We start from the raw sequence: 12,570 nt of genomic DNA on the forward strand, positions 1-12,570 counted from the left end.
TGCAGTGAACCCTGATGCCCTTGAGAATGACAATAAATCATTGAATATGGGAGTGATCGACATGACGGCAGCATGGAAACGTCTGAAGAAGGATGAGAAGGGCTTCACGCTGATCGAGCTTTTGGCTGTTATCGTTATTTTGGGGATTATCGCGGCGATTGCGATTCCTTTGATCGGCAATATTTTAAATAACAGCCGTGAGAAGTCTGATTTTCAAACGGCTCGCCAAGTTTACGATGCAGCAAGGCTATATGGAACTACGGAACTTAATGGCGAATTCACAAAAAACAATGCCGGAATTGAAGTTGAGATTTCGGAAGCCACGAACAAAACCGGTCTTAAGGAAAAAGGCTACCTTAGTCAAAGCCTAACCTTGCCTAGCACGAAAGAACCTATCACAGACGGAAGTGTGAAATTTGATAGTAGTGGTCAGATCCTCTATGTGCATTTAAAAACCGCTACCAAAGATAAATTCTTTAAAGGTTCAGAGGTTATTAAAGGAGAAGGCACGGCTGTTAACGACGCAGAGAATGCTTCCAAATAGCATTAAATAACTCATGATTTTTTTAATCACCCTCTACCTCTTCCTCCTAGGCCTCGCCTGCGGCTCGTTCTTCAACGTCGTCGGCCTGCGCGTGCCGCTCGGCCAGTCGCTCGTCGCGCCGCCGTCGAGCTGCCCGTGCTGCGGGCAGCGGCTCGCCGCGCGGGACCTCGTTCCCGTGCTGAGCTATGCGCTCAGCCGGGGACGCTGCCGATACTGCGCCACGCCCGTGTCGGCGCTCTATCCGGCCGGTGAGCTGGCGGCCGGCCTGCTGTTCGTCTGGGCCTACCTCCGGTTCGGCCTGACGGCGCAGGGGGCGATCGGCGCGCTGCTGGCCAGCCTCGCCGTCATCGTCACCGTGTCGGACATCCGCTATATGCGGATTCCCAACGCGGTGCTGCTTGCTTTCGCGCCTATGCTTCTGGCGCTGCGCATGCTCTGCCCCGGCGAGCACGCCATCCTCTATTACCTGCTGGGCGCATTGGCAGGCGGAGGCATTCTGCTCGCCGCCGCCCTGCTCAGCCGGGGAGGGATGGGGCTCGGCGACGTCAAGCTGCTCGCGGTGCTGGGCCTCGCGCTCGGCTGGCCGGGAACGCTGCTGGCGCTCATGCTCGGCAGCCTGGCAGGCACGATCGGCGGCAGCATCCAGCTCCGCGCCAAGAAACGAAGCGGCGGCGCTGCGAGGCAGCCGATTCCGTTCGGGCCTTACCTGGCGCTGGGCGCGCTCATCGCTTACGGATACGGAGATGCGCTGATTGACGGTTACCTGACTTTATTCACATAGCGGGAAGTGATGATAGCTATGCTCGCAATGGGCAGAAGCGGATCGGGATGACGGTGGACGCCTCCGGAATCCGGTATGCGACTCTACGGAAGAAAAATGGGTGGGAGATCGAGAAGACCGGCTTCTACCCGTTCCCGCCCGGGCTCATCGAGCAGGACGGAATCATCAATGACGAAAGCCTGCGCATCTCCATCCGCCAGTGGGCCAAGGAAGAGCGGCTGCAGGGAGCCTCGGCCATCCTCGCCGTGCCGACTTCCCAGGTCATCGTCCGGCGGCTGATGATTCCGGCGGTGAACGACAGGGAGCTTCGCGAGCTCATCCACCTCGAGGTGGAGACGGCGATGCATCTTCCCTTCGACAATCCCGTCTACGATTACGTGCCGGTCGTCCGCGGAGAGGAGACGACGCAGGTTCTCGTCTACGCGGCTCCGCGCAGCTGGATCGATCCGCTCGTCTCCATGCTCCGGGAAGCCCGGATCAAGGTTGTCGGCACGGGCATCGCGGCGACGGCCATCCAGGGAGCGGTGAATCCGCTCAACCTGGAGCCGCCCTCGGGCCATATGTACATCCATCTCAAGGGAGCTTCGGTCGAGATCGCCATGTTCCACGAAGGCAACCCTGTCTTCATTCGCTCCATTGAAGAGGACGGAACCGCGGAGGGGCTGAGCGGCCTGCGTGTCGGGGAACTGACAGCCGAGATTTCGCGGATGCTCAGCTTCTACCAGTTCGGCATCCATGAAGGAAGCTCCAAAATTGCGAAGGGCATCCTGTCCGGCGGTGGCGACAGCGCCAAAACGCTGTTGAACGCTCTGCGCCAAGCGCTGCCGGATGTAGACTTCTATGAGGCCGGAGCGGCTTCCATCGCGGCCGGCATGGAATCGGACATCGCCGAGAATTATTTGATCCCCGGCGGCCTGCTCGTCCGCAGCGACTCGGTCCGGCGGCTCACGCTGCTGCCGCGCATCGATCGCGAGACCCGCTACGCGCCTCTGGCCGTATCGCTGATCGCGGTCGCCTGGATCGCCTGCGCCGCTCTGTCCGTCTACGGCTATGCGGCGGCAAATGCAGATGCTTCCCGCAAAGAAGAGCGGATCCTCGCCTTGGGCCAGGAGCGGCTTGCGCTGGAGCGGCAGATCAGCAAGGCAGGCAGCTCCGCGGCAAGCGGCTCCGATCCGTACGAGCAGGCCGAGCGGCTGCGCGCCTCCAAGCAGGATGTCGCCGCGTTTGCCCGCGGCCTGGAGGAAATTCTGCCTCCGGCTTCCCGGCTCGTCAACTTCCGGTATGCCAAGGGAGGCCAGCTCCTCGCAGACGTCCGAATGGCGACGCTGGGCGATGCATCCAAATACCTGTTCGATCTGCGGAGGGTTTCCTGGATCGGCCATGCGGAGATGAACAGTATCGCCGCCGCCGATTCGGGAGCCGCCATTGGCTCCGGCGATGCCGGCACGGCTTCGGCCTTCACGGTTTCCTATTCCATCCTCATTATGCCGGCCAACCCACAGCAAGAGAAGGAGGCGACAGCCGATGGCACGGCGCCGTAACACACTTATCCTGCTCACGGCTGTCATTCTGTTCCTGCTTCTGCTGCTGTACGCCTTCTACTTCGTCAAGCCGGCCTTCGACAAGTCCGCCGATATGGACGGGGAGATCGCGCAGCAGGAGAGGCTGACCGAAGTGCTGCGCAAGAAGCTGGCGGAAAAGCAGATTGCAGCCGATACCCGTCCTGTCGACGGCGTGCAGGGAGCGCTGCCTTACTGGGACAATACCGAGCAGCTGGCGCTCGATCTGGAGCGCATCGGCGCCGAAGCCAAGGTCGGCCATGCTTCGCTGAGCTTCACCGGCGACTTGTCCGCCTCGGAGCCGCTGCTCGAACGCAGCGGCACGGCAGCCGGAACCGGCAACGTCCAAGGCGCCGCAGGCTCGGATGGAGCGGCGCCTTCCGCCTCGGCTTCATCCGATCCTTTGGCCGCTGCCGCGGAAGGCCAGACGGCTTCGCCGGACGGGGCAGCCCAAGATCAGGCCGGACAAGCCCAAGCCGCAGCGGCCGGACCCCGCAAGCTCCAGGTCGCTGCTGTGATCAAAGGCAGCTACAAATCCATATTGGCTTACGTGGAGCAGGTGAACCTCATGGAACGGATTACGACCGTCGACTCGCTCGAGATCGCCCGGGGCGCCGCCGGCTCGGAGGCCGGACGGGAGCTGACCGTGAATTTCGCCTTCACGGCCTACTTCGACCCTTCCTACCGCAGTCAGGTCGAAGACGCCCGGCTGCCTTACGCGGAGTCCTCCGCGCCAAGCCAGTAACGGCAAAGCCTCATCCAAGCCGGTCCTCATGGACCGGCTTTTTCGCGTCTTTTCGGCCCCGAAGCTTCGACTTCGGCATCCCTTCATTCGCCTCATACCCGATTATGCCAAAAACTTTTCCCCTGATCTCCTTCATTCCCGACAGGCGCCACCCCCATTCGACGGGTTAAGCAAGGAACTAAATCCCGTTAAGAATCTTCCAGAAGGTGGAATTTTCCTCGTGGCATGCAAGCTGCGCACGCTGCCGCGGAGCCCGCCCTTCAAGCGCGGCAAGCATTCTTGCCTGCCGCCGACAAACGCGCGCGGCGTATTCGCCAAGCCGGAGGTTTTGTCGGAAAAAACTTTTGGCGCAGACCCTTGTTCTGACAAACTTTCTTAAAACGGCCCTCTATAATCAGACCTACACAAAGCGGAAATGGTGGTGCCGGTATGAAGGAAAAGGCCAACATCGTCCTGTTCCCGGGACAGCAGCGGACAAGCCGTACGGCGGACGCGCTGCGCAAAGGAAAGGAAAGAGCCGCATCGCTGAGAGCGGTGCAGCTGATCGCCTCGAAGAGGTGGACGATCCTGCTGGCTCTGGTCGGGTTCCTGCTCGGAAGGGCGGTCATTCTGGAAAATTTGATGCCGTTCGCTCCCGCGTACTTCGCGGTCGTCTTCTTCCTAAGAAGGGACGTGTACAAGCTGGCGGCCGTATCGCTCGTCGCGGGAAGCCTGCTGGCGGCGACGCCGAGCGCGATTCCGATCGCAATGGAGATCGCGGTGCTGTTCCTGCTCCTCAAGGGGCTGGAAATGTACGAGAAGGCGGAGCTGTCGCAGGCCCCCATCCTCGTCTTCGCCGCCACGCTGGTCGTGAAGCTGTTCGGAGCGTTCGTCCACTCCACGCTCGGCTGGTACGACCTCATGATGGTCGGCGTGGAATCGGCGCTGGCATTCGTCCTGACGCTCGTGTTCGTCCAGGCGATCCCGGTGCTGACGCTCACCCGCAAGAGCAATGCGCTCAAGAACGAGGAGATCATCTGCCTCATGATCCTGATGGCGTCGGTGATGACCGGGGCGGTCGGATGGAGCGTCTCGGGCTTGTCCCTGGAGCATGTGCTCTCCCGCTACATGCTGCTGCTGTTCGCGCTGGCGGGCGGAGCCCCCCTCGGCGCTTCGGTCGGCGTCGTCGCCGGGCTCATCCTCAGCCTCGCCAACCTCAATGCGATCGTGCAGATGAGCCTGCTCGCGTTCTCCGGCATGCTGGCCGGGCTGATGAAGGAAGGCGGGCGGATGGCCGTTGCTTTCGGGATGCTGCTCGGCTCCTCCATTCTCTCTCTATATATAGGAGGCCAGACCGATGTGATGGCCAGCACCTGGGAGTCGGTCGCAGCGGCGGCGCTGTTCCTGCTCACGCCCAAGATCGTGGTGAGGACGATCTCCCGGTACGTCCCCGGCACGAGCGAGCATGTGAAGTCCCAGCATGAATATGCGAAAAGAGTGCGCGAAGTGACGGCCCAGCGGGTCACGCAATTCTCGGAAGTGTTCCGCCAGCTGGCGAGCAGCTTCGGACAGCTCAATACGCCGGCGGCGCAGAAGCCCGCGGAGGAAGAGATCCAGCATTTCATGAATGCGGCGTCCCAGAAGGTCTGCTCGAACTGCCACCGCAAGGATATGTGCTGGAACGGCAAGTTCTACGACACCTATAAGATGATGACGGAAATGATGACGGCGGTGGACGAGGGCCATGACGGAATCCGGAAGGACAAGCCCCGCACCTGGACGAGCCATTGCAGCAAGACCCATCTGGTAATGGCGGCGCTGCAGCAGCAGCATGAGCGGTACAAGCATGACCTTCATTGGAAGAAGCAGATCTTCGAATCGCGTCAGCTCGTTGCCGATCAGCTGAGCGGCGTGTCGCAGATCATGGAGGATCTCGCGCGGGAGATCCAGAGAGAGGGCCAGACGCTTCATCTGCAGGAGGAGCAGATCCGCGACGCGCTGGAGTCGCTGGGGTTGTCCATACACGGACTCGATATTATCAGCCTGGAGGAAGGAAATGTTGAGATTGAGGTGTACCACACGTTCCCGAAGGGGCATGACGAAAGCCGCAAGATCATCGCGCCGCTGCTTAGTGATATCCTGGGCGAGCATGTCGCGGTAAAGGCGGAGCGGAATCCCGCCAAGCACGGAGAACCGAACCTGGTCGTCTTCGGTTCCGCCAAGGAGTACGAGATCGAGACGGGCATCGCCGGAGCGGCCAAGGGCGGCGACCTGCTGTCGGGAGACAGCTTCAGCACCGTCGAGCTCGGCAACGGCAAGTTCGCGGTCGCCATCAGCGACGGCATGGGCAACGGGGAGCGGGCGCGGCTGGAGAGCAGCACGGCGCTCAGCATCCTGCAGCAGCTGCTGCAGTCCGGCATGGACGAGCAGCTGGCGATCAAGTCGGTCAATTCGGTGCTGATGCTCCGATCGCCGGATGAGATGTTCGCCACGGTCGACGTGGCTCTGATCGATATGTACACGGCCAATACGACCTTCATGAAGATCGGGTCGACGCCAAGCTTCATCAAGAGGGGCAACGAGGTCATCCCTGTGGCGGCCAACAACCTGCCGATCGGCATTTTGCAGGAGATCGACGTCGATCTCATCAGCATGCAGCTGCAGCCGGGAGATACGCTCATCATGATGACGGACGGCATCTACGATGCGCCGGGCCACGCGGTGAACAAGGAGCTGTGGATGAAAAGGGTGATCCAGGAGATGCAGACGGCGGACCCGCAGGAGATTGCGGATACGCTGCTGGAGCGGGTCGTCCGCCACTACAAGGGCGAGATCGTCGACGACATGACGGTCGTCGTAGCGAAGATAGAGAAGCATGTGCCGGAGTGGGCGTCCTTCCGCTGGCCGGGAGTGAACAAGTTCGAGCGTCCCCGCACAGTGAGCTGAAAAAGCCGCATTCACTCAAGTCCGTTCCCTGCGCCCGAGATCGGCGCGAGGCCTAAGATAGCCGTCTCCCTTGCGGAGCGTCCATAACCCAATCCTTTAGGAGGAACAATTCCAATGGCGATATCCATCCGTAAAAACCCAAGCGGTGCCCGTTCACGCAAAAAGCGCGAGAATTTGCTCATGAAGCAGCTTCAAAGGCTGGAGGAGCTTCAGCGGCAGGAAGAGGAAGCCCGCAGGCTGGAGGAAGAGCGCCGCCGCGAGGCGGAGCGGGCCAAGCGCCGCGAGGAGGAGCTGAGGCTCGAGGAGCTGCGCTTGCAGGAGATGCTGCTGAGAGAGATGGACCGGATGCGCCTGCGGACCGACCGCAAGCGCGGCAAGCGGCTGTGGACGGCGGAGGAGCGGATGGCGCAGCGCGTCTTCGCGGCGGCTTTGATGGAGACGGCGGCAGCGTCGGCAGCCGCCCATCAGGCGGAGCAGAGCGGGTATGCCGAAGGCAGGATGGAGGTGCTGTCCGCGGGCGGCGGCAAGCCGGGCCTGCATCGCCTGGCGGAGCGGACGCCGCAGCTGGTCGCGGTGCAGGGCGGACGATCGGCGTCTCAAGCCAGGGAAGGCTCGCCGACAGGCCCGCTTGCGGAACAGCAAGCCTCCGGGGATGACGTCATGAGTACGGTCAAGAGAACGAGATCGGCAGGAGCTCATCCGAAGATAGAGGTTGTCGCACAGCTTGTGGAGAAGGCTGCCGTTCGGCGGCGAACGGCCTGGCTCCATGACCGCCGAATGCGGCGCGGCCCGGCAAGAAGTCCATGCGGCGAGCGCGTGGAGATAGGCGCCTTCGGGAGCCGGAAAGAGGAGGTGACGAAAGGCCTGGACTGATGCCCGATTCCATGATCATTATCGCATGCCCTCATTCGGGCGAGGCGTTCCCATACAGCAGACCGGCGGCCCCCATTCGGGCTGCCGGTCTTTTTTATGCCTGCACCTCTTGACAAGGGGATGCATAGGTTATATGGTTAGTTACATGAGTAATTAACCAATTGGGTGGTGGATACAGTGACGTTTCCGGTGGATGACGGCCGCCCGATTTTCATGCAGGTTGCCGAGCGGATTGAGGACGACATCGTCGATGGAAGCTTGGCGGAGGAAGCGCAGGCCCCGTCGACCACTCATTTCGCCCAGTTCTACGGAATCAATCCCGCGACGGCGGCCAAGGGAGTGAATCTATTGGTGGATCAAGGCATTCTCTACAAGAAGCGGGGAATCGGCATGTTCGTGACGGAGGGCGCAAGAGAGAAGCTGCTGGCGCGGAGGCGCAATCAGTTCTACGAGCAGTATATCGTGCCGCTGCTGCAAGAGGCGGAGAAGCTGGGGATAAGCGGGGAGCAGCTCGCTTCTCTCATAACGGACAAAGGGAGGAGCTGAAGACATGAATGCCGTGGAACTGAAGGGGCTCACGAAGAGCTATGGAGGGCAGCATGCGCTGGACGGCATTACGCTGAGGATGGAGGAGAACCGGATCTATGGCCTGCTCGGCCGCAACGGGGCGGGCAAGACGACTCTCATGCATGTGCTGACCGCCCAGCTGTTCGCCACCTCGGGAGAAGTCAAGGTGTTCGGCAGCCATCCTTTCGAGAACGAAGAGATGCTCCGCAAAATCTGCTTCATTAAAGAGAGCCAGAAATACCCGGAAAACTTCCATGTGCACGATGTCCTGGCCGTAGCTTCGTCGCTGTACCCGCGCTGGAGCCAAGAGACGGCGGAGCAGCTGCTCAAGGAATTCCGTCTGCCGGTGAAAAAGCGCGTGAAGAAGCTCTCCCGCGGCATGCTGTCGGCTGTCGGCATCATCGTCGGCCTTGCGAGCCGCGCCGAGCTGACGCTGTTCGACGAGCCTTATCTCGGCCTGGATGCGGTCGCGCGGGAAATTTTCTACCGCAATCTGATTCAGGAATATGCCGAGCTTCCCCGCACGATCGTGCTTTCATCCCATCTTATCGACGAAGTGAGCGGGCTGCTGGAGCATATCTATCTGATCGACCGAGGCCGGCTCATCCTGGACGAGGAGGCGGAGCTGCTCCGGTCGCGGGCGTACAGCGTCGCCGGTCCGGCTGCCAAGGTGGACGCCTTCCTTCGGGGACGAAGCGTGCTGGGCAAGGAGCTTCTGGGCGGGTTTCTCCGCGCCTCCGTGCTCGGAGAGCTGGGCGACGGCGGCATGGCGGCAGCCAGGACGGCCGGCCTCGAGGCGGCGCCGCTCACCCTGCAGCAGCTGGTCGTGCAGATGACCGTGAACGAATCTGGAAACGAGGAGGGGTCGGCATGAAGAACCGGACGGCAAGCGTAGCGCTCATGCATGCCAGGGACAAGTGGACCTGGCTGTACATTCCCTGGATGGTGCTTCTGTCCAGCTTCATCGTCAATTTTGCGATCGGACTCATCGCGCGGCCGGATAACTTCACGACGGGCGGACTGTTGTCCATCCTGATCTATATGCTGGTCGCCGGCATGATCGTCATCCACCAGACGTTCTCCTTCGCGCTCGGCCTATGCATCACCCGCCGCAGCTATTTTGCCGGGACGGCCGCGGCGGCCGTCGGCTTCATCCTCCTGTCGGCTGTGCTGCTTACCGTCATGCTTCTGCTGGAACGGGCGACCGGCGCATGGGGAGTCGGCCTTCATTTCTTCGAGATCCCATACCTCAGCGATTCCGGAGCGGGACTCGCGCTATGGACGTTCTTCAGCCTGCTGCTGTTCATGTTTTTCGGGGGCTTGGCGACGGGAAGCCTGTTCCGCCGCTTCGGCAAAAAGGGGTTGTTCTCCTTCTTCCTCCTGTGCATGCTCGGCTTTGGAGGCTGGACGGCGGTCGTGACGGCCAAAAACTGGTGGCGGGGCGTCGGCAGCTGGCTCATGAAGCTCGACTTCACGATCGTCCAGACGACCTTTCTCCTGCTCGCCTGCGCCTTGGCGCTGGCCGCAATCTCGTACATGCTGCTGCGGCGCTCCACCGTCCAGACCTAAAAGCCGCTTCCTATCCGCGTTCCCCTGTCGAGGGGAACGCGGTTTTTTTATTTTGCCTGCGGGATGGCATATAATAGAGGCAAGTCGATATGACCGGAAGCAGAGAAAGAAGGAGTGAGTGGAATGGCCAAGCTGTCGGACAAGATCATCCTGGGCAATCTCGAACTGAAGAATCGGATCGTCATGCCGCCGATGTGCCAATACTCGGTCGAAGCCGAGGACGGCACGCCGAACGAATGGCATTACGTGCATTATGTATCGCGTGCGGTTGGCGGCACCGGGCTGATTATCATGGAAATGACCAATGTCGAGCCGGACGGACGGATTACGAACCGCTGCCTCGGCCTGTGGTCCGATGAGCAGATTCCGGCCTATAAGCGCATCGTGGACGAGTGCCGGCGCTACGGAGCCAAGGTCGGCGTGCAGATCGCGCATGCCGGGCGCAAGGCGACCGATGCGGCTGTGCCGGTCAGCTCTTCTCCGATTCCCGTCGAGCCGGAGGGCTGGAAGACTCCCAGGGAGCTTACGACGGAGGAGGCGGAAGCCCAGGTGGAGCTGTTCCGCCAAGCTGCCCGCCGCGCGGTGGAGGCCGGGTTCGACACGATCGAGCTGCATGGCGCCCACGGCTATCTGATCCACCAGTTCCATTCCCCGTCTCTCAACCGCCGGACGGACAAGTACGGACAGGACAGGATGCTCTTCGGCTGCGAGGTGATCCGGGCGGTCAAAGAGGTGCTTCCGGAAGGCATGCCGCTCGTCATGCGGATTTCGGCCATGGAATATATAACAGGCGGGTACGATCTGGACTACGGCGCCGAGCTGGCCCGCCGCTATCAGGAAGCCGGCGTCGATGCCTTCGATGTCTCCTCCGGCGGAGAAGCCCCTCCGAACGGCGTTCTGCAGCCGGGCAATTACCCGGCCTATCAGGCTCCGATGGCCCGCAGGATCAAGGAGGAGACGGGCCTTCCCGTCATCGCTGTCGGCATGCTCGACGAGCCCGAAGTCGCCGCCGCAGTCGTCGGCACAGGCGATGCGGATCTGGCTGCCGTCGGCCGCGCGATGCTGCGCAATCCTTACTGGGCGGTCGATGCCATCCTCAAGACGGAGGGCGGCCGCACGGAGCAGGCTCCTTACAAGCGGGGATATCCTTTGCGCTAAGTTATGAATCCTTCCGGAATCGGGAAAGCTGGTAGATAGATAAGTTGATTTCTAGACTTACCTGCATCCCAAGTTCTGGAGGGTAAATCATGAAACAAATTCTGCTTATAACGGACGGCTGCTCCAATGTCGGTCTCAGCCCCGTCGTCGCGGCCGCTCAGGCGCTGTCGGACGGCATCACGGTGAATGTGGTCGGCGTGCTCGACGGCGGGGACCTCGGCGAATACGGAGCCAAGGAAATTCAGGAGATCGCCCATGCGGGCGGCGGCATGAGCCGGATGGCGAACACCCGCCAGCTGTCGCAGACGGTGCAGATGATGACGCGCAAAACCGTTGTGCAGACGATTCAGCAGGTCGTGCAGAAGGAACTGAAGTCGGTGCTCGGCGGCGAAGGCGCCATCGAGGAGCTGCCGCCGGAGAAGCGCAGCGAGGTCGTGCGCGTGATGGACGAGCTCGGAGAGACGAGCAAGCTGCGGGTCGCGCTGCTCATCGACGCCAGCGCCAGCATGAAGCCCAAGATGGCGGCCGTGGAAGAAGCCATCCGCGACCTGATGCTCAGCCTGCAGTCGAGGCAGGGAATCAGCGAGCTGTCCGTCTTTCATTTCCCAGGCAATGGGCATGGCGACGACGCTTCCCTGGATCTGGACTGGACGACCAATCTGAGCGGCGTGCAGTCTCTGTTTCCCAAGCTGCAGATGCGCGGCACGACGCCGACTGGCCCCGCCCTGCTGCAGGTCATCGAGCATTATCGCGGCAGGGACGACCGGAGGCGGGGCGGCGAAGAGGACGGGATGATGAGTGGATACGTCGTTTAAGCTTCATTTGGATAAAGGGATGGTCATTACCGGCAAGTGGCGCAAGCGCCGCTACCGGGTCGAGCGCATGCTCGGAGAAGGGGCCAACGGCAAGGTGTACCTGGTCGAGCGGGATCGGCGCCTGCTGGCGCTGAAGGTCGGCTCGGATACGGTCGACCTGCAGTCCGAGATCAACGTGCTGCAGGCGCTGGAAGGCCGGGCCGGGAGCCGGGCCGAGCCTTTCCTGCATGACGTCGACGATTTGAAGCTCGCAGGCGGCAAGGAATATCCGTTCTATGTGATGAAATATGTGCGGGGAACGAAGCTCCCCGCCTTTCTTGCTGCCCGGGGACCGGAATGGTTTCCGATCGCGGGCTACAACCTGCTGCAGCGGCTGGCCGAGCTGCATGAGTCGGGATGGGCCTTCGGCGATCTCAAGATGGACAATATCCTTGCGGCCGAATACGGGCATGTGGAGCTGGTCGATTACGGCGGCGTCACAGCGTTCGGCAAGAGCATCCGCCAGTTCACGGAGATTTACGACCGCGGCTATTGGAATGCGGGCACTCGCGCCTCGGATGCGGCTTACGACCTTTTCTCCTTCGGGGTGCTGTGCGTCCAGCTGTTTCAGGAAAAGGCGCTCTACCGCCATACGGCCGGCACCCTGCCGCAAAACCGCTCGCCGCAGGAGCTGCTGAAGCTTGCCTCGGAAAGCCCGGAGCTGCGTCCGTTCGCAGGCTGGCTGGAAAGGGCTTTTGCCGGCGGCTTCCGGAATGCGGAGGAGGCTGGAGCTGCATGGAGCGTCGTCATGCGGAGAATCGGGACGGGGGGCGGCCCGAGGAAGCGGGCAGGCGCCGTCCCGGGCTGGACGAAGGCGCTGTTCCTGCTGTCGTCCGGAGCTCTCGCCGCGGTGCTGTACTGGCTGCTGCTCGGACAAGGCTAAGGAAAGGCTTTGTTCAAGCCAGGGAGCCTGACGGGTTCTGAGAAAGGTATTGAAGAAGCTTAAAGAGTCTGAAAAGCGCCAGGTCCTTCTGAAAGCTGTAAAAGGTTCTGAA

The 12,570-nt window shown here is 61.5% G+C and carries 12 protein-coding genes; all 12 read left to right on the forward strand.

Annotated features, from left to right (window positions below; translation table 11 throughout):
- Positions 1-61: 61 nt before the first annotated feature.
- The 12 genes from CIC07_RS00330 (at position 62) to CIC07_RS00385 (ending at position 12,458) form a co-directional block, all read left to right on the forward strand.
- Positions 62-544, forward strand: coding sequence for a prepilin-type N-terminal cleavage/methylation domain-containing protein (locus CIC07_RS00330; RefSeq protein ID WP_076360049.1), 483 nt, complete (start codon positions 62-64; stop codon positions 542-544).
- Between the two features lie 13 nt (positions 545-557).
- The gene (locus CIC07_RS00335) at positions 558-1,325 is read left to right on the forward strand and encodes a prepilin peptidase (RefSeq protein ID WP_076359982.1); all 768 of its coding nucleotides are present in this window, start codon (positions 558-560) and stop codon (positions 1,323-1,325) included.
- A gap of 47 nt (positions 1,326-1,372) precedes the next feature.
- Entirely contained in the window at positions 1,373-2,866 is a 1,494-nt protein-coding gene (gene pilM, locus CIC07_RS00340; RefSeq protein WP_094248300.1) for a pilus assembly protein PilM, read from the forward strand.
- A complete protein-coding gene (locus CIC07_RS00345) occupies positions 2,850-3,629 on the forward strand; it encodes a hypothetical protein (RefSeq protein WP_094248301.1) in 780 nt (259 codons plus the stop codon). Before pilM ends, CIC07_RS00345 begins: the two co-directional genes overlap by 17 nt.
- Positions 3,630-4,058: 429 nt before the next feature.
- Positions 4,059-6,554, forward strand: coding sequence for a stage II sporulation protein E (gene spoIIE / locus CIC07_RS00350; protein WP_076359988.1), 2,496 nt, complete (start codon positions 4,059-4,061; stop codon positions 6,552-6,554).
- Between the two features lie 114 nt (positions 6,555-6,668).
- Complete coding sequence (locus CIC07_RS00355) at positions 6,669-7,427, forward strand: hypothetical protein (protein ID WP_076359990.1); 759 nt, start codon at positions 6,669-6,671, stop codon at positions 7,425-7,427.
- Between the two features lie 177 nt (positions 7,428-7,604).
- A complete protein-coding gene (locus CIC07_RS00360) occupies positions 7,605-7,973 on the forward strand; it encodes a GntR family transcriptional regulator (RefSeq protein WP_076359992.1) in 369 nt (122 codons plus the stop codon).
- Between the two features lie 4 nt (positions 7,974-7,977).
- Positions 7,978-8,868 carry an ABC transporter ATP-binding protein gene (locus CIC07_RS00365; RefSeq protein ID WP_076359994.1) on the forward strand — a complete coding sequence of 297 codons (891 nt, stop codon included), beginning with the start codon at positions 7,978-7,980 and terminating at the stop codon, positions 8,866-8,868.
- Positions 8,865-9,563: a hypothetical protein gene (locus tag CIC07_RS00370; RefSeq protein ID WP_076359996.1), complete on the forward strand. Its 699-nt coding sequence runs from the start codon at positions 8,865-8,867 to the stop codon at positions 9,561-9,563. The genes CIC07_RS00365 and CIC07_RS00370 overlap by 4 nt, the downstream gene beginning before the upstream one ends.
- Before the next feature lie 123 nt (positions 9,564-9,686).
- Positions 9,687-10,721 (forward strand): NADH:flavin oxidoreductase/NADH oxidase, encoded by a 1,035-nt coding sequence (locus tag CIC07_RS00375; protein ID WP_076359998.1) that lies wholly within the window; start codon positions 9,687-9,689, stop codon positions 10,719-10,721.
- Between the two features lie 89 nt (positions 10,722-10,810).
- Positions 10,811-11,536: a vWA domain-containing protein gene (locus tag CIC07_RS00380; protein WP_076360000.1), complete on the forward strand. Its 726-nt coding sequence runs from the start codon at positions 10,811-10,813 to the stop codon at positions 11,534-11,536.
- Positions 11,520-12,458 carry a protein kinase domain-containing protein gene (locus CIC07_RS00385; protein ID WP_076360002.1) on the forward strand — a complete coding sequence of 313 codons (939 nt, stop codon included), beginning with the start codon at positions 11,520-11,522 and terminating at the stop codon, positions 12,456-12,458. The genes CIC07_RS00380 and CIC07_RS00385 overlap by 17 nt, the downstream gene beginning before the upstream one ends.
- Positions 12,459-12,570: the final 112 nt, after the last annotated feature.

Source organism: Paenibacillus sp. RUD330, assembly GCF_002243345.2.
Taxonomy (GTDB): Bacteria; Bacillota; Bacilli; order Paenibacillales; family Paenibacillaceae; genus Paenibacillus_O.